This window comes from Superficieibacter sp. BNK-5 (genome assembly GCF_047456055.1).
In the GTDB taxonomy this organism is placed as follows: Bacteria; Pseudomonadota; Gammaproteobacteria; order Enterobacterales; family Enterobacteriaceae; genus Superficieibacter.
The window spans coordinates 3,696,944-3,717,547 of sequence record NZ_CP179893.1; the positions used below are offsets into that span (position 1 = coordinate 3,696,944).

Here is a 20,604-nt window from a genome sequence, read left to right on the forward strand (position 1 = left end):
TTAACTGAACCTATAGACGCAAAAAAGCCCCTGTTCAAGGGGCTTCGGCAGCGTGTTATGCTTCTTGCCAACCAGCAAACACTTCTTTACTATTTTTGTTGAGAATAACTTTATTATCGTCAACTTTCTCTACCCATGCTAGCGGGATAAAATGATGTTTACCGCCCGCTTCTGGATCGCTTTTTGAAAGCTTAATTCGATCTTGATCGTCAAGGTGATCCACAACACCAACATGGGTACCGCAGCTCGCTACAACCTGAGTATGGTCTTTAATTTCGCTTTTATTAATCATAAAATACCTTTTTTTGGTTGATGTTAATGTAACCTTATAAAGCATAGACCATAAATTCAGAGTTGCACTGGATGTTAGCATTTTGAAACAAATTGGTATTTCGCTGAGTCACTGAATTCCTGTTTTTAATACTTTTGATAAGAGGCTATTTTATGGAGGAATATTCATATTATTAATTTCGTACAGCACATCACTATTTCGTTAAATCAATAGCATCATCATCTTTTCGAATCTTTATAAATACCAGCCCCAGCAGAGAAACATCAAGCACAATTGCAAAGCCTTGTGCAGCGCCCTCCGCACACTGAAACTCCGATTATTTGAAGATCGCTTTATCGTCGTGGCGAGTCCGTCGCTGGTGACGCCTTTCGATGCTCCGCTTCCCGGCGCTCGTTATCTGTTTTTGACGCTTGATGAGGTGGCTCAGCGGGATGATATCCGAAAACGGCGCGACTGGATGGTACAGCGGATGCAGCGAGACGCGCAGAGCGGGAATTAGTCCGCTCTGCGCTTGAACTCAAGCTAGTGAATTCAGTTCCTCGATTACGTCTGCGGACAACGTGAGTTCACCTGCCGCCAGGTTCTCACCCAAATGCGTTACCGAACTGGTCCCCGGGATCAGCAGAATATTGTCTGAGCGCTGTAGCAGAAACGCCAGTGCCAGCTGCATCGGCGTGACATGATGACGTGCGGCCAGATCGTTGAGTTTCGATGACTGAATCGGAGTAAATCCGCCCAGCGGAAAGAACGGTACATACGCAATGCCCTCAGCCGCTAATGCATCAATCATATCGTCATCATGACGATGCACCAGATTGTAATGATTCTGCACACAGACAATCTTACAGATTTTTTGTGCTTCTTCGATTTGCGTCATCGTCACATTACTTAAGCCAATGTGACGGACCAGACCCTGCTGTTGAAGTTCTGCCAGCACGCTCAGTGGTGCTTCAAGAGAACCTTCCTCCGGTTGGTGAGTACCAAACATCAGGCGCAGGTTGACTACATCAAGTTGCTGAAGCCCAAGATTGGTCAGGTTATCTTCCACCGCCTGACGTAATTCCTGTGCAGAAAAAGCGGGTAGCCAGTTGGCTTTGTCATCACGGCGCGCGCCAATTTTGGTCACAATAACTAAATCATCCGGATAAGGGGATAAGGTGTCGCGGATAAGCTGATTGGTAACATGTGGGCCATAAAAATCGCTGGTATCAATATGGTTGACACCTGCCGCCAGGGCCGCACGTAAAACCTCACGCGCGGCATCGATATTCTTCGGCGGACCAAATACCCCCGGCCCTGCTAATTGCATAGCACCATAACCAATGCGTTTTACCTGACGATCGCCGAGTTTGAAGCTGTGATCACGTTTTGTCTGCATGAGAGTTCGTCCTTTACACGGAATGAAATACCAAAATAATCGCTTATTCCTGTGTTGATAATATACGGCACAATCCGTATAGGGTGTACGAAAAAGCAAACAATTATGAATGCGGTCCGGGGGCTGGCGGCGTGCCTGCATTCGGGGTCGATACTATGCTGGCGTTTTATGTCCGCAACGCTGCGGGCATTTTATTGAGCAACAGAAAGGATAAATCACGCTGCCGCGCTTCTGGACTGCGTCGCCAGATAACCGGCCCACAGGCTGGCAATCCATTTCACCCCCTTTGCGGTAAAACGCGCCTGCGAGAAGGTATGCTGGTTTTCGCCCACACCCGAACGCAGCGTAAAATAGCCGGCCTGCGCATGATGATGATGAGGCGTCAGCACGCCATTTACCCGATACATAATATTGCGCTCCAGCAGGAACTGGCGGAACTCGGGTTCTTTAGCCCTGAGCATTTTACAGAGCTGACGAAAACCGAGTGAATCTTCAACCTGCACGTAGCGATCGAAAAACTCCGCTTTCGGAACCGAAAGCGCCAGCCGCTGCTCGGCTATCTGGCGCTGTTCATACTGTTCAGCCCAGGCTCGCGCTGCTGTCGCGGGATTAGTAAAATCGGGCAGATTGTCGCGCTTTTCACGTTCCTGCCAGCGGTCCAGCGTTTCGGCTGTAAATCCTGGAGACAAACGTGCTACGGCGAGTAGCGAATCGCGTTTGTTCAGGAAAAATTCCTGATACGTTTCGCCTTCACGTTCATAAAGACTCACCGTAACGGGCTGGGTAAAACGCTGCGCCGTCTCCAGCCCATTAATAATACGTTTTACTTCGCCATGAGTGATACCGGTCAGGGTAGCAATCTCACGGCTACTCATCAGGGAAGACTGGTCAAGGGTCCGTTGGCTATCAAACGTAATCATCATAGGTTCACCACTCACTTACTCACAACACCCATGCGGGTAGTTGAAATAGTATACAATGTACTGGTTAAATATCCAGTTCTTTTTTTGAGCGGTTTAGACCGTGATGATGTTCCTGTTACGTCAGATTGCGTTTCCCTCATTCTGGAGGATAGATAAAATATTTTCCGGAAAAACGGTCTCAGTGGTCTGAGTCAGTGCCTCACGATCCCACCATTTAAAATGGCTAATCACCTGTTTCTCATTCAGGCTCCAGCGGTCTTTATTCACATGGTGGTCAGTTATTCTGAGGATGTAGAACCGCTCTACTGCCAGCACCTGTTCGCCGCTGGGTAATAGCATTGAGAATGAACGCTCGGCCACCGCCGGGCCTGGATGACGAGCGATAATCCCGGTTTCTTCATAAAGCTCTCTAAGTGCCGCTTGTTCAAAGCTTTCTCCCTCCTCCACTGCGCCACCGGGCGTCGCCCAATAGGAGCGACCTTGCAGCGCATCGTTAGTATGAGTAAAGCGAAAAAGGAGAATACGTTCAGCGGCATCAATGATCAGTATTCGGGCAGACGGTCGCTCTCTCATGGCGCTGTTACTCGTAAAGTCGATGCCGGAAATTGCAGTAATTTCTCTGCCGGACGAACAGGTCTTTTGACTAATTCACCCTGGCAGTTTGGGCAGCGGTGATGAAGATGCTGTTCGGCACACTGAATGCAGAAAGTGCATTCAAAGGAGCAAATCACGGCCTCCGGTGATTCGGCCGGCAGATCTTTATCGCAACGTTCACAGTTAGGTCTGAATTCCAGCATAGGTCCCTCAATATGATCAGGTGATTTGATAGTTTTTATCCGGCAGTTGTTTTTTCGGGATGTCGGTTTCATCGTTCATTTGCAGGAGATCAATCTCCATTGCATTGCAGATAGCATCCAGCGGGAGATCGTTATTTTCCAGTCCGAAAGGGTCTTCAAGCTCTTCAGCCAGTGCATCCAAAGAAATAAACGTATAGGAAATCAGCACCGAAATAAATGGCGTCATATAGTGCAAGTCAACGACCAGCGCGAATGGCAGCAGAATACAGAATATATATACGGTACGGTGCAGAATAAGGGTATAAGCAAAAGGGATTGGCGTATTTGCAATCCGCTCACAGCCTGCCAGCACGGCGGACATATCATTCAGCCGGTTATTCAGGCTGTGAAAAAGGATGTCGGAAAGATCACCGCTGCGGCGGCGCACGGCCAGCCACTCCCCCATCAGCAGCAGAATACGGTTTGCCGGAGAGTGGGCTGACATCACCTGCGGAAGTTGATGTGGCGGTAATAATGACGTTAACGTCTCTTCCTGAGGTAAACGGCGAAGTGTCATGCGCAGTGAATGGGCAAAGGCAATTTGCAGGCGAACAAACTCCCCGAGGCGCGGATCGTCGGGTAAGGTATTTTTGACTTCCCGAAATAATGAACGAGCCGCTATCATCAACTGTCCCCAAAGCTGACGCGCTTCCACAAAGCGGGAGTAACTGGCATTGTTGCGAAAGCCCAGAAATATGGCGATAGCGACGCCAAGAATGCTGAAAGGCGCGACGGTGAGCTTAATGCCCAATGAGGTATACCACGGCAACATCACGATCACAGCAATGGAAAGCAGAAAGTTAAGCAGCAGTCGGGAAATAACTTTTGAAAGCACTGAGCCATGCCAGACAAAGATGAGCGCCAGCCAGTGTTGTTGCGGTCTTATGATCATTTGAGAATTTTGCAGGTAAATAATAGTGTAAATGTTAAGTGAAACCAAAATGCGCGCCAAAAGCTAATCATTTTTACCTTTTATATTTACCGTTCTCAGCTATGTCCTGCGTCCTGCGGTGCGAGCATAAAGTTGCACTGAATCAGGCAAGGTTTACCGATTCGTCAAAACTCCCTGGTGATCTTCTCATCTTCCTGTGCATTCGCACTCACACCTTTTTAGCGAGAGCCGCAATGCTGTGTCAGGCGCTGCCAGTTGGCGTGAGCGAAGCCTGTCAGCGCTTCACCTTCAAGACCGCAGTTGTTTAAAAAACGTCTGGCATCATGGCCCGGTCTGTACTGGTAGGGATAATCGGTTGAAAACAGTAGCCGCTCATTGCCTACAATGCTGGCGGCTTGGTGCAGATAGTTTGCTGAAAACATGCCGCTGGCGGTCACATATAAATTATGTCTCAGATAATCAGCTACAGGTCGCTTGAGTCCCGCTACGCGATCCATGGCAGAAAAACGTTCAGCGTAAAAAAGAACCATTTCTCCCCAGTGGCCTAAAATTATTTGCAATTCAGGCAGACGGTCGAAAATACCTGACACCAGTAGTCGTACGAACTGCAATCCGGCATCGTAATGCCAGCCGAGACCATACGTCGCCATAGCGACATTTAATGCAGGATTAAGGTCATTATAATAGGCTTCACGTACGGCAACAGGAGGCGTGCGAGGATGTAAAAGAACAGGTGCGCCAAGTCTGGCGGCGCTGTGAAATATCGGCCAGAAATCTGAATGGTCCAGATTTCTGGTCCCCACTCGTCCGCTTAACATGGTCCCCTTAAATCCCAGCGTTTTGATGCAACGATCCAGTTCCAGAGCGGCCGCTTCGGGATTGGCAACGGGTAATGTCGCTAACCCCTGGAAACGGCCCGGTTGACGGACCATCGCTTCTGCGATGGCATCGTTGCAGCGTCGGGCGATGTCGACACTTGCCGTAGATATCTCGTGCAATGCTGGCGTAGTAAGCGAAAGAACCTGTACATCCACGCCTGCTTCATCCATTAAATCAAGGCGGCCCTGGGCCAGATCCAGCAAACGTTCACCTATAATACCCGCGTTATGGGCAGTGCTGGGATCGGTGGCAAATAAGCCAGCCTCTTCCCAGATGTGTAACACTTCTTCTGTCAGAAAATGTTCTTCAATGCCAATGAGTGGCAAATGGCCGTTGTTATTTATTGCAGACATAGGGTCAATGCTCCTGAAAAGGTATGAATGAAAAGCATAAACAGACCCCATTGATTGCACCAGACGCTATGCATGCAATAATAGATTGCATGAAATGCAAGTGAATGGGTGAACTGTGACTGATATCGATATGAATTTACTTAAGGCGCTGGATGCGTTGTTAGCTGAACGTAGCGTGACGCGCGCAGCGCAACGTCTGGGCCTTAGCGTATCAGCCATGAGTCGTAATCTTACTCGTCTACGCAGGGTCACCAACGATCCGTTACTGGTACAAGCGGGTCGCCAGTTGGTACCAACACCTTATGCTTTGACGCTGATTGAACGCGTTCATGAGACTACCCGCAGTGTCTATACCCTGTTACAACCAGCGCCGAAAACAGTTGATCTCTTCACGCTTGATCGCTGCTTCGTTATCCGGGCTAATGAAAGTTTTATCGATCTGGCCGCGGCAAAGCTGGCACTAGAACTGCAAAAAAATGCGCCTCGGGTGAGATTAAATTTTGTCGGAAAAAATGATAAACACGCCCAGCCTCTGCGTGATGGAACGATAGATCTTGAAATCGGCGTGCTGGGTACTGAAGCGCCAGAATTAAAAACGCGAAGGCTTTTTAACGACCGATTCGTGGGAATTTGTCGATCTGACCATCCTCTGCTTCAGACTCCCTGCATAACAGCCGAACGTTATGCCAGCTACTCTCATGTGGTGGTTTCACGCAAAAATAAGTTGCATGGACCAGTCGATGCGGCTCTCGCAAAACAAGGCCTGAAACGGCAGATTGTTATGATCGTCCCTGCCTTTACCAACGCTATTCATATCGTACGCCATTCGCATCTTATCGGGCTGGTTCCGTTATCTGCGCTAGCCAGTTCCTCTCTGCACCCGGAGATGCCCGCAATGAACTGGTTTGAATTGCCGGTGGAAACCCCGACTATCAAAATTTCAGCGATCTGGCATCCTCGTCTGCACGCCGACCCGGAGCATCGTTGGCTGCGTGAGACGATTTGGGCTGTTTGTCAGTCTGAGAAAAAATCTCAGACGACGTAAATTACAGGCGGTCGTCTTTAGGACGGTGTAAAACCTTTTCAAGGTAAAGCGTTAATGTTGGTAGATTAGATACAAAGGAAAATGTATGTTGTAACTAATTTAAACGCTAATAAACCCGGCTAAAAGCCGGGCTGATTATTTAGCAAAGCGGTTTTACGGCTTCGCGCATTCCTTTGGACAAAATGGCATCCAGATCCGCGGTCACCTGCTCTACCAGTCCCGGCACCTGGGTCAGATCCTGCTCCCAGTGGTCGCTGACGCTGAGAACGGTGGTAACCAATTCAGACGTGGTGATTTGTTGGTCGCGATGCTTCGCCCACAGCTGTTGATAGGACTCCAGCCAGTGAGCATCATCCTGTACCGGATAGGTTTCACCGTTGCGTTCCCCGCGATAAAACGCAATCAATGCCGCCAGCGCAAACGTCAGACGGGCCGGTAATTTTCCGGCGGTGCTCTGCCCTGCCAGCAGTTGCGGCAGAATGCGTGTCCGGTATTTGGTCATGCCATTCAGCGCAATAGACAGGAGCTGATGCTTGATATACGGGTTGCGGAAACGCCCCGTTACCGCGCTGGCGAAAGATTCAAGTTCATCGCGCGGCAGGTCAAGCACCGGGATAATCTCTTCATAAATCGCTTTCTCGACAAAGGCGCAGACGTCGCGATCGTTCATCGCCTCACCGACCGTATCCAGACCGGCTTGCCAGGCGACGGGGACCAACGCGGTATGCGCGCCATTGAGAATTGCCACCTTGCGCTCTTTGTATGGCTTGATGTCGTCAACGATAAGGACGTTAAGCGGATATTTATCCAGACGCAGTTCGGACGCCAGTGATTTTGGCCCCTGGATCACAAACAGATAGAAATGCTCGGCGGTGTCCAGGAAGCCATCGTTGTAGCCTAAATCAGCTTCAAGCTGTGCAACTTCATCACGCGGATAACCCGTGACAATACGGTCGACCAGCGTGGAGCAGAAGGCATTCGATTCATTCAGCCAGGTGGTGAATTCGGCAGGGAGCGCCCACTCCTGTGCATAGCGCAACACCAGTTCCTGCAATGCTTCGCCATTATAATCAATCAATTCACAAGGAATGATGATCCAGCCTTTGTCCGCCGCGCCGTTGAAGTGGCTAAAGCGCTCAAAAAGCAAGCGCGTCAGTTTTGCTGGATAACTCACCGCAGGCGCATCATCAAACTTATCGCCAGCATGATAGCTAATGCCCGCTTCGGTGGTGTTCGAGAAGACAAAGCGCATTTCCGGGTTATGAGCCAGTTTGAGAAACTCATCGTATTGTGCATAAACGCTGATTTCGCGATTGACCGAACGGATCAGACGCGCATCACTGACCGCCTCCCCCTGCTCATTCAGCCCACGAATGATGGTGGTATACAAACCATCCTGAGTGCTTAATGACGGTGGAAAATCACTTTTAATCGGACGAACAATCACCACACCGGCATTGAGGTCGGTGTTTTCATTCAGCAAATCCACCTGCCAGTCAATGAAGGCACGCAGGAAGTTGCCTTCACCAAACTGAATGATGCGTTCAGGATAGTTCGCTCCAGGGAAATCACGACGGTTCAGCGTTTTCACAATAGGGTCCTTTTTAATTAATCATACAACTCAGAAGAATTGGTCCAATAACTTAACAGACTTTAAAACCAATAAAACCCTGTTTTGATCAAATCGTGACGCTATAGTAAAAAAAAATTACATCTGCTTATAGAAGACGCTGGTTGCGGTCAGAGCGCCATCCGGCATCAGGGCATAATCGGGTATTTCACCGGCTTTGCGCCAGCCGCAGCGCTGATAGAACATCTCCGCCCCGCTGCCAGTGGCAGTATCCAGAATTAATAGCGTTTTCTGATGCTTTCGCGCCAGCGATTCAAGCGCTGACATTAGCCTGGCAGCAACACCCTGCCGTCGCGCGCGCGCGTGGACGAGCAATTTCGCAACGTCTGCGCGATGGGGCTGGTTCTCAGGCTGAGCGACAATGAGTTGAACGGTACCGACGGGTTGTTGACGGGCATCAAGCGCCACCAGTAAAAGCCGCTCCTGTGCTTCTACGCTTTCGGCAATAGTTGTCCACCAGGCCCGCAGGATGTCGGGCTGGCAGGGAAGCATAAAACTGACGGAAGCACCGCCATTAATGCAGTTCTCAAGAATGTCGGTTAGGGCGTCGAGATGAAGCAGAATATCGTTACGTGAAAAGGTATGCAGCGAAATTGATGTAGCCATACGTACTCCTTGTAAATGACCACATCACTATTATTTTAACAAACTAATTACACAAGCTTTTCTCTCATAGGAATTAATGATGTTAGCGGCCTTTGCCTTCTTGCTTATTTTTCATGGTATACATCTTTTGATCGGCTGTTCGTAGCCATTCCTGCAGGGTTGAACCATCCTGGTCAAATTCAGTTACCCCCCATGAAAAGGCAAGCTTCCAGGGTTTACCGGACGTTTGGTTAAACGCTTCGGCTTCTTCGACCAGATGCTGCATCGCAATCCATGCGCCGTTTTCATCAGTGTCTGAAAAAAGAATGGCAAACTCATCACCACTGTAGCGGACGGTCAGATCGGTATCGCGGAAAGAGTTCTTCAGTAGTGTCGCCATGGTTTTGAGCGCCACATCCCCTTCTGCATGGCCCCAGCGATCGTTGATTTTTTTGAAACCGTCGAGATCGAGCCAGCCAAGCGTCAGCGGGACGGCACGGCGGGCCGCTGAGCGAATAGCATAATTTGCCAGGTTGTTAAAACCTCGCCGATTGAACAGTCCGGTCAGTTCGTCGGTGGTGGCCGCATTGATTGCCGCGAATTCACCTTCAACAATGGCCGCCAGATCTTTGAGCATCTCGAGATCGCTGGAGCTGAATGTTCTCGGCTGCCGATCTACCAGACAAAAGGCACCTGCTACCGCCCCATCAGGCAGGCGCAGCGGATAGCCAGCGTAAAAACGCACGTGCGCATCCCCTTCCACCAGCGGATTATCGGCAAAACGTGCATCCTGCGTGGCGTCAGTTACCACCAGGGGCGATTCGCTGAAAATAGCATGTCCACAAAATGAAATGTTGCGCGGTAAGGTGGTGATATCAATGCCGTCATGGGATTTGAAAATCAATACGTCTTCATCCACCAGCGTAACCAGCGCGACGGGAATATCAAACAGGCGCTTTGCAAGACGGGTCAGACGGTCAAAGCGCTGCGGATCGCCGGATTCAAGGATCCCTGACTCATGTAGCGAGGCAAGGCGTTGCGGTTCGTTCACAGGTATGGCCGGACTCTTCATTGCATCTCCTTTTTTTATTGATACTTCAGTCTATGCCAGCGCAGCGAATTCATCAGTGTGCATAGATACGATTTTTTCCCTCACGTTTGGCCTGATAAAGCGCGTCATCGGCGGCCTTGAGCCAGTCGGTAGAGGACATCATCTCTTTCGTTGCCCGCGCAATCCCGATACTAAGTGTCAGAGAGAGTGTGTTATCAGGCAAAACCGTCATCACCGACACCGCTTCCATAATTCGCCTGGCGATATTTTTTGCTTCGTCATCGGGCGTCTCGGGCAGCAGGATCACGAACTCATCGCCGCCCAGACGCGCCGGCGTATCCGTTTTACGGGTAGCGACGTGCAATATTTGTGACACTGTCACCAAAAGAGAGTCACCGACTTCATGACCGTAGCGATCGTTAACCTCTTTAAAGTTGTCGATATCAATAAACATTAAGGCTGAGCTATGGCTATTATGCCGTAGTTTGATCAGCTCAAATTCAATCCGCTGCTCCAGCAATCGGCGATTAGCAATATCCAGCAGCGGATCCATCATGGCAATCCGCTCCAGTTCACGACTGTTTTTACGCAGCTTGCGGGCAATGGAGTTGGTCAGCACGCTGAGCGCAAATACATAAATAGCAATTAACGGTAAAGTGGCGTACAACGTTTTTTGCGAGACGACTGGCGCAAAAGGAAAGCCCAGCGCCAGCCAGGTAATAGCAAACGCGCCGAGCATCACCGCCGCGCCTTTACGCAATAACGGAAAGCCACCAGCAGAAACCCGATCGGACATCAAAATCGTCGCAATCACCACCGACGGCAGAAGATTCACTGCCATCGTAGCGATCCAGAAACCGCCCGCCGCAGCGTCAAAAATAAGGTTGTGATGTTCTTTATCCAGCGGCAGAGATGCATTTTTAGCACGAAGATAGGCCACCATCGGCCAGATAAACGCATTGACCGCCAGTAAAACCAGCAGCCAGGGAGGACGGTCAAGCTCGACCAGTACGGAAAGAACCGGAAAAAAGCAAAGCAGCGTGCCGAGCGTGCGCATCAGATACATGCGTCTGACAAATCTGGCTCCGGTAACCCGCTCATTCTTTATTAGCTTGTCAGATTCGTTCATGACACGATTTTTCCGCTGCATATGCAGACTTATCTTATTGACGATAAAAGCCGGTATCAAGCGATTTAAGAAATTTTAGCGTCTGGCTAACTTCTTTTAAACAATAGCATTTATTAGTGCTAACGAGGCGGATTCATCTGGATCACAAGCCAGTGGAAAATGACCCGCACAATATAGGCCTGCTGCTCATCAGAAAGCGCCTGATGTTGAGGGATGTTATGCCATTTCTCCAGACAGCCCCGGCAGCAGGTTGCGGTCGCATGTTGAGCGATAAATACGGGATGTCCGCGCATAGGGGTCTGTTTGCCATCATTTATCGGCTCGGCAGGAGCCAGACGGCGAGCGACGAACTCAGCCGCGTGCTCACTGACCTTTTCCGCCCCTTTATCCAAGCAATATTGCCGCTCTTTCTGCCCCAGGCGAAAGCGGGAGCGAAAGGTTGAACGCGCCAGGCGTGTAAAAAGCGTATCAAAACGATCCATTAAAATACCGAATGTCCGGGCTGCTGCGTCAGCTTTTCCAGCGCCGCCACACCAGCGACCGAATTACCGGTGCTATCCAGCTCCGGACTCCAGACAGCAATCGCCATCTCATGAGGCACAATAGCCACAATACCGCCACCGACACCCGATTTTGCAGGTAGCCCCACGCGCCAGGCAAATTCGCCGGAGCTTTGGTACATGCCGCTGGTCGCCATCAGGGCGTTAACCTGCCGCGACTGGAGCGGGGTGATCACCGGCTCACTCAGGTGCGGTGCCCTTCCCTTATCCGCGAGGAACAAAAAGGTTCGCGCCAGCTCCACGCAACTCATTTTCAGCGCACAGTAATGGAAATAGTTTTGCAGCACGGTCGAGACATCATTATGAAAGTTGCCAAAAGACTTCATCAGCCAGGCAATCGCCGCGTTACGGGCGGAGTGCTCAAACTCAGAACGTGCGACCACGCTATCATAGCTGATATCTGCCGCGCCGCTGAGTTGACGGACAATTTCCAGCATCCGCTGTCGTGGTGCGCTCAGACGGCTTTGTAGCATATCGCACACCACCAGCGCTCCGGCATTAATGAACGGATTACGCGGTTTCCCCTGCTCAAGCTCCAGTTGCACCAGCGAATTAAACGGTTGTCCGGAGGGATCTTTACCCACGCGCTGCCAGATTTCGTCTTCGGGATAGTGATTCATCGCCACAATCAGACTGAGCACTTTAGAGATAGACTGAATCGAGAATCGTTCACCGGCATCGCCGGCGGCAAAATGCTGACCATCAACGGTGCTGATCGCTATACCCAGTTTGTGCGGGTTAACAGCAGCCAGTGCCGGAATATAATCCGCCACCTTGCCCTGACCGATCAACGGTCTGACGTCGGCCAGAATGGATTCAAGTAACGTCGTTGTGATGACCTTTGCCACCTGTTGCTCCTTGTCACAGGCCATTTTCGGCCTGCGAGTATAACAGGTCAGGCAGGAAGCCGAAAACGCGTTACCGCCAGCGTAAGCTGCTGTGAGTCATCCTGTAATTGTTGAGAAGCCTGCGAGGCGTGAGTGACCAGATCGCCGGTCTGTCGCGCGACGAGGTTAAGGGCATGTAACTGACGGGTCATCTGATGAATACTCTCTCCCTGGCTCAGCGTGGCATCCGAGATATCGCTCAGCAGACTACTGAGTTTACCGACCAGTCCCGTGACCTGCTGAAGATTATCTTCGAGCCGGGTCACCGCTTTTGATCCATCTTCAATTCCCTGAAGAGAATGATTAATAAGTTGCTGAATGGTCTGCGTGGAATGACTGCTTTTACGCGCCAGCAGGCCAACCTCTTTTGCTACAACAGCGAAGCCGCGACCCTGCTCGCCGGCGTGTGCCGCTTCAATGGCCGCATTGAGCGCCAGAATATTGGTCTGGAAGGCAACATTATCGATCATCGCGACAATGCCACGCATCTCGGCGGATCGCTCGACGATTTCCCGCATCGACTGATTAACCGTTTCCATCATCCGGTCACCGCCCGCCGCGACCTGACGTGCCTCATCTGCTCGCTGGCTTGCCTGCTGTGCATAACCGGTATTGCCCTCTACATGTGATTCAAGCGTGGCAATATGGGTGGTGACGTCATCCAGTTCACGCGTCTGTTTCACCGACTGCTGATAAAGCGTCTGATTTCCTTCTGCCAGACGGTGAATATTGCCCACCATTGAGGCAGTGGCATCATTTACCTGTATCACCAGTTGCTGAAGCCCTGTTTGCATCTCGCCAATACTCTGGCTGAGCTGGCTAATCTCCCGGTTAAATCGACATACCGGAGGCAGCGGTGCGGAGAGATCGCCCGCCGCCAGACGATTAATATGAGCAATCAGTCGTCGCAGCGGCACAATTACCCAGCGTGACATCCCGGTCCAGACCGCCACCGCAATAATCAACAGTAAGGCCGGAGCGAGCAAAAAGAGCGTTTGCAATGACGCCAGACTGGTCATTAACGCCTGACGGCCCTCCCCGGCGCGCTGCTCGCTGGCCTGCTGAAAGCGGGCATAGTTATCATTAAAATCAGCCTGAAATGCCTGTACCGGTACGGCAAAAAAGGCATCAATAGACTGGGTTTTCCCCAGCGCATCGGCCTGCTCTTTAATGGCGCTATAAAATAGCTGGTAACTATTGATGAGATCGTCATCACCGGGAGGGTTGAGTGCCAGCCATGATTGCCAGGCTTTTTGTGAGTGCGCCAGCGCGCGCTGCGCATCGTCAAGCAAGCCGTTCCAGCTCCCTACCGAGCCAGTATCGCGATCCTGCATAAACCAGACGCCAGCCCGGTTCAGCAAGTCGCTGGCCGTCAATAAGGCCACCCGGGCTTCATCGACTTTGACCTGCTGCAAATGCGTTTGCTGATTGCGCTGTTCATTCTGCCGCGCGTTCTGCAGCGAATGTGACAATAACAGCGAGGACGAGATTTGCAGCGCGGAAAAAAGGCCGATGATACAAAGAATACCCGCCAGTAAACCAAACTGACGGGGTATGACACGCTGTGTATGGCGGTGGAGAATTTGAGTTAAGTTCATAATTTTCATCTATAACAACAAGTTACGCGCGAGTGTAGAAGATGAAAATGACAATGCCATGACAGCAGTGTGACAGAACTAGCGGCGATCTTTCCACACGGTCTGAATGTTACAGAATTCCCGCAAACCGAAATGCGACAGTTCACGGCCGAAGCCGCTTTTCTTCACGCCGCCGAAGGCCACCCGCGCATCACTGGCACTAAAGCCATTAATAAACACGCCGCCGCACTCCAGACGCTCAGCAAAATAGTGCGCTTTTTCTTCACTGCCCGTCATAACGGTAGCGGAGAGACCAAACTCGCTATCGTTGGCCAGCACCAGCGCGTGTTCTGCATCGCGAGCGACGGTGATGGCAGCCACCGGGCCGAACAGCTCTTCACGAAATGCAGTCATGTCAGAGGTAACGTTACCCAGAACCGTTGCCGGGTAATAGTTACCTTCGCCCGCCACTTTTTCGCCGCCCAGTAATAAGGTTGCGCCCTGCTCCAGCGTCTTCAGCACCTGCTGATGTAGTTCATCGCGCAGATCAAAACGCGCCATCGGGCCGAGATCGGTGTGCTCCAGCGTGGGATCGCCCATTTTAAGTTGCTTCACAGCCGCCACAAAGCGGTCGCTAAATTCATGGGCAATGCCCGCTTCAATGATAAAACGCTTGGCAGCCGCACAGACCTGCCCGGTATTCTGATAGCGCCCGGCAACCGCGGCACGCACCGCCAGATCCAGATCGGCATCATTGAGGACAATAAACGGGTCCGAGCCGCCGAGTTCGAGCACGCATTTTTTCAGTGCCGCCCCTGCCTGAGCGCCAATCGCTCTGCCTGCGCGCACGCTGCCGGTGACGGTGACGGCGGCAATACGCGGATCGTTAATTGCCTGCGTCACGCCGTCATTGGTTGCATTGATCCAGCCAAACACGCCCGGCGCGATGCCCGCCTCATCAAAGACTTGTTGGATGAGCGCAGCGCAGCCCGGCACATTAGGGGCGTGTTTTAACAGATAGCTGTTGCCCGCCAGCAGGATCGGCACCGCCCCACGCAACACCTGCCAGAGAGGGAAGTTCCACGGCATGACCGCCAGTACCGGCCCCAGTGGGCGGTATTCGATGACCGCCTGACCGCCAGCAACCTGCGTTGATTCAGTGCCCAGCATCGCCGGACCATGCTCAGCGTACCAGTCACACAAATCGGCCGATTTGTTCACCTCGGCGCGTGCCTGCACAATCGGTTTGCCCATTTCACGGCAGATCGATTGCGCCATCTCTTCGCCTCGTCCACGCAGAGCAGCGCCCAGCTCGCGCAGTTTTGCCGCCCGTTCATTGACGGTATAGGCGCGCCACTGGCGGTAGCCTTGCGAGGCTTGCTCAATGGCCTTCTCTACCTGCTCGCGTGTTGCCCACGGCAGAGAAGTGATGGTGTGGCCGTTAGCCGGATTAACACAAACGGCTTCATTTACAGATGACGTCATGCGGTTCTCTCTTCGTGAATGTCTTTGCAGGATACTATTCTGCTACACTCACTCCTTTCTGGAAAATGAATAATACTGACCATTCCATTCACGAAATGAGAAAGCCATGGATTTAACCCAGCTTGAAATGTTTAATGCGGTCGCCCGTACGGGCAGCATTACTCAGGCGGCGCAGCAGGTGCATCGTGTGCCGTCAAACCTGACAACCCGTATTCGCCAACTGGAAGCCGATCTCGGCGTCGAGCTGTTTATCCGTGAGAATCAGCGTTTACGTCTTTCGCCCGCCGGGCACAGTTTTTTGCGCTACAGCCAGCAAATTCTCGCTCTGGTGGACGAGGCTCGCCGGGTGATCGCCGGTGAGGAGCCGCAGGGTCTGTTCTCGCTGGGTTCGCTGGAGAGCACCGCCGCCGTGCGCATTCCGGCCACGCTTGCGCAGTACACTCAACGTTACCCGAAAATCCAGTTTGATCTGGCGACCGGTCCCTCAGGAACCATGCTTGATGGCGTACTGGCTGGCACACTGAGCGCGGCGTTTGTGGATGGGCCTGTTGTCCACCCGGCGCTGGAGGGGATGCCGGTTTATCAGGAAGAGATGATGATTGTCGCCCCCGACGGTCACGCCCCCATCGCGCGTGCCAGGGACGTTAATGGCGTCAATATTTATGCCTTCCGCGCTAACTGTTCGTACCGGCGTCATTTTGAGAACTGGTTTCACGCCGACCAGGCCACGCCGGGCAGGATCCATGAGATGGAGTCCTATCACGGAATGCTGGCCTGCGTGATCGCCGGCGCGGGCCTGGCGTTGATCCCGCGTTCAATGCTGGAGACCATGCCAGGTAGCCATCAGGTAGCCGCCTGGCCGCTGGCGGAAAACTGGCGCTGGCTGACCACCTGGCTGGTATGGCGTCGCGGCGGAATGACGCGTTCACTGGAGGCCTTTATTGAGATGGTAAAAGAGACGTTACCAGAAGTGTAGCCATAGGATTATCATATAGATAACGCAGAATGTTGCGTTGATGCCGGTTCCGGCAGTAGGTTACTTTTTTGTTCTCACGTTAAACGGATTAACCATGAACACCAAAGCACGTAAAGTGATGATTATTGGATCGGGCAATGTCGGCGCCTCTGCCGCCTATGCCCTGTTGAATCAGTCAATTTGTGAAGAGCTGATTTTAGTCGATCTGAATAAGGCGCTGGTCGAAGGCCATGTCCAGGATCTCAGCGATGCAGCCGCTTATATGCCTGGCATGATGACCATTTCCACGCGCGACGCCAGCGATTGTGCGGATGTCGATATCGCCGTCATTACCGTCTCTGGCGGCGCACTGAAACCAGGACAGACGCGTCTCGATGAGCTGACTAATACGGCAAAAATTGTGAAAAGTATCGTCCCGCAAATGATGGCAGGCGGCTTTAACGGTATCTTTCTTATCGCCACCAATCCCTGCGATATCATTACCTGGCAGGTTTGGAAACTTTCCGGCCTGCCGAGAAGTCAGGTGATCGGGACCGGCGTCTGGCTGGATACCACCCGCTTACGCCGTACGCTGGCACAGCACCTCGATATTGGCGCACAGAGTATTGATGCCTTTATTCTCGGTGAGCATGGCGATACTCAGTTCCCGGTCTGGTCACACTCTTCCGTGTATGGTTCACCGATTAGCGACGTTTATCAGCGGCATACCGGCAAAACGCTCGACCGGAGGATACTGGCAGAGAAAGTCCGTAAACTGGGTTTCGAAATTTATGCCGGTAAAGGCTGTACGGAATACGGCATCGCCGGGACCATTGCTGAAATTTGTCGCAATATCTTTACCGGTAGCCATCGTGCGCTGGCGATATCCTGCATTCTGGACGGCGAGTATGGGGTAAGCGATGTCGCGATTGGCGTGCCGGCTGTGCTGGCGCAAAACGGCGTACAGCAGATTATTGAGTTACATCTTGCCGACGATGAGCTGGAAAAATTCCGCCACTCGGCCAGCGTGATTAAAGCGAATATCGCCCGCCTGCCGTGAAAATCATCGGGTTATTCTGCAATCGTAAGCCGGGGGGCAATCCCGGCTAACTGCCTGCGCGCCATCTCATCAAGGTGTTGATCGGTCACGATATCGGTCAGAGAATCCAGGTGCGCGATGTTAAACAACGACCACGCGCCATATTTCGAGCTGTCCGCCAGCAGCACTTTTCGCCGGGCATTGGCAATGAGATCGCGTTTGAGCGCCGCCTTCTCTTCCGTGGGCGAGGTCACGCCTTTCTCCAGATCCCAGCCGTTACAACTGACAAAGGCAACGTCCGGCCAGATATTTTGCAGTAGTTTACGCCCATGGTCGCCAATGCAGGACTGGCTGGTATCATCAATACGCCCGCCGATAATCGTCACTTCAATTTGTTTAAATTCAGACAGAAAAAGGGCGATGTGCAGATCGCTGGTGATTACCCGTAACGGTAAATGGGTGATTTGACGTGCCAGTTCAATCATCGTGGTTCCGGCATCCAGCACTACGGAATCTCCCGCCCTGATAAACGCCGCAGCCGTACTGGCGATAGAATGTTTTTCAGCGAGATTTCGCTGGGATTTTTCAAGCGTGGTCGGCTGTGCAGGGATAAATCGGTTAAGCGTCACGCCGCCGTGCGTGCGGCTGATAACGCCTTCCTGATCGAGTTTAATCAGATCGCGACGAATGGTAGCCGGAGACGCGGAGGTCGCCGCCACCAGCTGATCGACCGTGACCAGATTATGGCCTTTCAGGTAGTCCATAATTTGCTCTAACCGATTATATCCCTTCATGTTATTCCCTGGCGATTTTCATGGCTAACTGGATTGAGATCGCCATGCTCTCAGACTTGGCTTTACCTGTCCAGGCAATATCGAATGCCGTACCGTGGTCTGCCGACGTTCGAATAAACGGCAGTCCGGCAGTGATATTCACGCCATCATAAAAGCCTAGTAATTTTAAGGGGATATGCCCCTGATCGTGATACATCGCCACGACCATATCGTACATTCCTTCATTGCATTGCATAAAGACTGTATCCGGCGGGCACGGGCCGGTAACGTTTATCCCCTGCGCTTTGATGCTTTCAATGGCGGGCGTCAGAATACGGACCTCTTCATCGCCAAACAGACCATTTTCTCCGGCATGGGGATTGACGCCAGCCACCGCAATACGCGGCTGGGTGAACCCTACGCGCCGAAGAAATTTATCGGCCACATTGATTACAGTCTTCACGCGCTCCTGGCTGAGCGTATCCAGGAACTTACGTAGCGAGATATGCGTCGTGATATGGATCACTTTGAGTGTGTCGGTATAGAGCACCATCGCATAATCTTTACTATTGGTGAGATGAGCCAGCAGTTCGGTATGCCCTGGATAGTGATGCCCGGCGAGATGTAATGCCTCTTTATTCAGGGGGGCAGTGGCAATGGCGCTCACTTCACCCCCTAGGGCCAGCGCGGTGGCACGTTTTACGCAGCGATACGCCAGATCCCCTGCCTGTACCTGAACCCGGCCTGGCTGTAACCCGTCGGGATCGGCCAGCTGTTCATCCAGCACGTTGATGACCCTTGGCGCAAAACGGGCCTGAGAGACCTGGCTGATGATCCGTAATTCGGCGCTGCCGGTGATATTCATCGCCAGAATACGTCGCAGAAGTTGCGCGCAGCCAATCACCACCACCGGTGCGCCAGACAGCTCGCCTTCCGTTAAAGATTTAATAATAATTTCTGGTCCAATACCCGCCGGGTCACCCATCGTTACCGCAATAATGTTAGTCACTCAGTTTCTCCTCAATAAAATGCAAAATGTTCAGTAGCGTGGTTTCATCACCAAAACCTCCCGCCTTGGTCATCACCCGACAGGGCAGATCACAACCGGTAAATTGTCCCCAGGGCACACACCCCGCCAGACGCCCCTGAATGCGAAAGCCCGTCGCACCGTGTGCTCGCGCCACCGCGATAGCGACATCGCCGCCGGAAAGATAGAGACCGCCAGGGACCTGACCTTGAGTGATCTCCCGGGTCAGCGTCCCCAGAAAGGTACAGATTCGCGCCCCCAGTTCGGCACGGGTCATATTGAGATCGGCACATAACACGCCGACGTATTCTCGTGAATCAGCATCAACGCTGGTTTGAATAATGCAGTGATGATTGTTCTGTAATGCCGCGATGGCCTGCCGTGCGACGTCATGGATATCGCCCCGTATCGCATCCTGAGGGGTGATCACCAGTCGCACCATTCCCGGATGATCCGCCAGCCGTGCAATCTGTTTTTGCGCGATTTCGCTCATTGAACCGACGACGGCCAGCAAATTGCCTGTTACGGGTGTACGCAGGTTACGAACCAGCGCATCGCATAACCCTCCCGAGCCGATCAACAAAGGGCGTAACCTGTAGCCGCTGACCGCACGGACAATAGCATCGAGGTCACTGTCGGTTTCCGCATCCACCACCAGCAAATGACGCGAATGTGCTGCTACGGTGTGACTGGCGAGCCAGTCGGTAAGATCGCTGGCCGTCAGCAGCGTGCACGTTATTTCGCTCTGTAAATGCACCAGAGCGGTAAGGTCTGAGGTTACCACCGGCGTTTTCGGATCGGTGGCAAACTCGGTTTCTGCGACGGGGACACCGCTGACCAGGCACTGCCCGCGTCGGGTAATACGACCGGCAGCAGGATAAGCAGGTGTCAGGATCGCCAGAGATGTACCGATGGCGTTCATCATGGCATCAATCTCTGCCCCGATATTGCCACGCAGGGTGGAGTCAATCTTTTTGACATTCCAGTCCGCGTGAAACGTATTCAGCACGCGGTGAAGCAGCGAGGTGATCCGGCGTGCGGCCTCGTCAGGCGCTAATGCCCTGCTATCGCTATTAACGATAAGTACCTGCGCGTCGGTGGCGTCAGGAGCGGCGAAGACCACCTCTACCGTTGCCCCCGCCTCTGCCAGACTGACCCCCGCATCATTAGCCCCTGTAAAGTCATCCGCCAGCACCAGAACGTTGGTCGTGAAAGAACGCATCAGCTCCCCTTACTCTTATTTATGCTCGTTATGATTATATTCAATCACATTTGATTAAATGTGAGCAAGATCAATTTATTTAATTT

Annotated in this window: 22 protein-coding genes; 4 read left to right on the top strand and 18 right to left on the bottom strand. The window is 52.2% G+C overall.

Annotated features, from left to right (window positions below; translation table 11 throughout):
- Positions 1-55: 55 nt before the first annotated feature.
- A complete protein-coding gene (locus ACMGGS_RS17645) occupies positions 56-292 on the bottom strand; it encodes a DUF2171 domain-containing protein (protein WP_414163708.1) in 237 nt (78 codons plus the stop codon).
- A gap of 283 nt (positions 293-575) precedes the next feature.
- Here ACMGGS_RS17645 and ACMGGS_RS17650 point away from each other — a divergent pair, with 283 nt between their 5' ends.
- The gene (locus ACMGGS_RS17650; protein WP_414163709.1) at positions 576-791 is read left to right on the top strand and encodes a hypothetical protein; all 216 of its coding nucleotides are present in this window, start codon (positions 576-578) and stop codon (positions 789-791) included.
- Positions 792-809: 18 nt separating this feature from the next.
- On the opposite strand, the gene ACMGGS_RS17655 is transcribed toward ACMGGS_RS17650, so the two are convergent.
- From ACMGGS_RS17655 to ACMGGS_RS17680, 6 genes are all read right to left on the bottom strand, one after another.
- On the bottom strand, positions 810-1,670 hold the full coding sequence (locus ACMGGS_RS17655; RefSeq protein ID WP_414163710.1) for an aldo/keto reductase family oxidoreductase: 861 nt from the start codon (positions 1,668-1,670) through the stop codon (positions 810-812).
- Positions 1,671-1,885: 215 nt separating this feature from the next.
- Complete coding sequence (locus ACMGGS_RS17660) at positions 1,886-2,593, bottom strand: phage antirepressor KilAC domain-containing protein (protein ID WP_176917365.1); 708 nt, start codon at positions 2,591-2,593, stop codon at positions 1,886-1,888.
- Positions 2,594-2,713: 120 nt separating this feature from the next.
- Positions 2,714-3,166, bottom strand: coding sequence for an NUDIX hydrolase (locus ACMGGS_RS17665; protein WP_414163711.1), 453 nt, complete (start codon positions 3,164-3,166; stop codon positions 2,714-2,716).
- Positions 3,163-3,390, bottom strand: a complete 228-nt coding sequence (locus tag ACMGGS_RS17670) for a DUF1272 domain-containing protein (RefSeq protein ID WP_414163712.1) — start codon at positions 3,388-3,390, stop codon at positions 3,163-3,165. The genes ACMGGS_RS17665 and ACMGGS_RS17670 overlap by 4 nt, the downstream gene beginning before the upstream one ends.
- Positions 3,391-3,406: 16 nt before the next feature.
- Entirely contained in the window at positions 3,407-4,321 is a 915-nt protein-coding gene (locus ACMGGS_RS17675) for a bestrophin family protein (protein ID WP_414163713.1), read from the bottom strand.
- Between the two features lie 218 nt (positions 4,322-4,539).
- A complete protein-coding gene (locus ACMGGS_RS17680) occupies positions 4,540-5,553 on the bottom strand; it encodes an amidohydrolase family protein (RefSeq protein ID WP_414163714.1) in 1,014 nt (337 codons plus the stop codon).
- 115 nt (positions 5,554-5,668) lie between these two features.
- On the opposite strand from ACMGGS_RS17680, the gene ACMGGS_RS17685 reads away from it, so the two are divergent.
- Positions 5,669-6,598, top strand: a complete 930-nt coding sequence (locus ACMGGS_RS17685) for a LysR family transcriptional regulator (protein ID WP_414163715.1) — start codon at positions 5,669-5,671, stop codon at positions 6,596-6,598.
- A 139-nt stretch (positions 6,599-6,737) separates the two neighbouring features.
- Here the strand turns inward: ACMGGS_RS17685 and ACMGGS_RS17690 are convergent, their stop codons facing one another.
- The 8 genes from ACMGGS_RS17690 to sad all read right to left on the bottom strand — a co-directional run bounded on the left by ACMGGS_RS17690 (position 6,738) and on the right by sad (position 15,502).
- A complete protein-coding gene (locus ACMGGS_RS17690; protein ID WP_414163716.1) occupies positions 6,738-8,189 on the bottom strand; it encodes a tagaturonate reductase in 1,452 nt (483 codons plus the stop codon).
- A gap of 117 nt (positions 8,190-8,306) precedes the next feature.
- Positions 8,307-8,834 (bottom strand): GNAT family N-acetyltransferase, encoded by a 528-nt coding sequence (locus tag ACMGGS_RS17695; protein ID WP_414163717.1) that lies wholly within the window; start codon positions 8,832-8,834, stop codon positions 8,307-8,309.
- 82 nt (positions 8,835-8,916) lie between these two features.
- Positions 8,917-9,885: a sensor domain-containing diguanylate cyclase gene (locus ACMGGS_RS17700; protein ID WP_414163718.1), complete on the bottom strand. Its 969-nt coding sequence runs from the start codon at positions 9,883-9,885 to the stop codon at positions 8,917-8,919.
- Positions 9,886-9,937: 52 nt separating this feature from the next.
- Positions 9,938-10,930 (bottom strand): diguanylate cyclase, encoded by a 993-nt coding sequence (locus tag ACMGGS_RS17705; protein ID WP_414166307.1) that lies wholly within the window; start codon positions 10,928-10,930, stop codon positions 9,938-9,940.
- 182 nt (positions 10,931-11,112) lie between these two features.
- Positions 11,113-11,475 carry a DUF4186 domain-containing protein gene (locus ACMGGS_RS17710; RefSeq protein WP_414163719.1) on the bottom strand — a complete coding sequence of 121 codons (363 nt, stop codon included), beginning with the start codon at positions 11,473-11,475 and terminating at the stop codon, positions 11,113-11,115.
- The gene (glsB, locus tag ACMGGS_RS17715) at positions 11,475-12,401 is read right to left on the bottom strand and encodes a glutaminase B (RefSeq protein ID WP_414163720.1); all 927 of its coding nucleotides are present in this window, start codon (positions 12,399-12,401) and stop codon (positions 11,475-11,477) included. The genes ACMGGS_RS17710 and glsB overlap by 1 nt, the downstream gene beginning before the upstream one ends.
- Positions 12,402-12,448: 47 nt before the next feature.
- Positions 12,449-14,038, bottom strand: a complete 1,590-nt coding sequence (locus tag ACMGGS_RS17720; protein ID WP_414163721.1) for a methyl-accepting chemotaxis protein — start codon at positions 14,036-14,038, stop codon at positions 12,449-12,451.
- 78 nt (positions 14,039-14,116) lie between these two features.
- On the bottom strand, positions 14,117-15,502 hold the full coding sequence (gene sad, locus ACMGGS_RS17725; protein WP_414163722.1) for a succinate-semialdehyde dehydrogenase: 1,386 nt from the start codon (positions 15,500-15,502) through the stop codon (positions 14,117-14,119).
- Between the two features lie 106 nt (positions 15,503-15,608).
- On the opposite strand from sad, the gene ptrR reads away from it, so the two are divergent.
- Entirely contained in the window at positions 15,609-16,478 is an 870-nt protein-coding gene (gene ptrR, locus ACMGGS_RS17730) for a putrescine utilization regulator PtrR (protein WP_414163723.1), read from the top strand.
- A gap of 94 nt (positions 16,479-16,572) precedes the next feature.
- Positions 16,573-17,517, top strand: a complete 945-nt coding sequence (locus tag ACMGGS_RS17735) for an L-lactate dehydrogenase (protein WP_414163724.1) — start codon at positions 16,573-16,575, stop codon at positions 17,515-17,517.
- A gap of 11 nt (positions 17,518-17,528) precedes the next feature.
- Here ACMGGS_RS17735 and ACMGGS_RS17740 read toward each other — a convergent pair whose 3' ends face one another.
- Genes ACMGGS_RS17740 through dtnK form a run of 3 tightly spaced genes read right to left on the bottom strand, consistent with a single transcriptional unit; the run spans position 17,529 to position 20,518 of the window.
- Positions 17,529-18,290 carry a DeoR/GlpR family DNA-binding transcription regulator gene (locus ACMGGS_RS17740; protein WP_414163725.1) on the bottom strand — a complete coding sequence of 254 codons (762 nt, stop codon included), beginning with the start codon at positions 18,288-18,290 and terminating at the stop codon, positions 17,529-17,531.
- A 1-nt stretch (position 18,291) separates the two neighbouring features.
- On the bottom strand, positions 18,292-19,278 hold the full coding sequence (locus ACMGGS_RS17745; RefSeq protein WP_414163726.1) for a D-threonate 4-phosphate dehydrogenase: 987 nt from the start codon (positions 19,276-19,278) through the stop codon (positions 18,292-18,294).
- A complete protein-coding gene (gene dtnK / locus ACMGGS_RS17750; protein WP_414163727.1) occupies positions 19,271-20,518 on the bottom strand; it encodes a D-threonate kinase in 1,248 nt (415 codons plus the stop codon). Before dtnK ends, ACMGGS_RS17745 begins: the two co-directional genes overlap by 8 nt.
- Positions 20,519-20,604 lie beyond the last annotated feature (86 nt).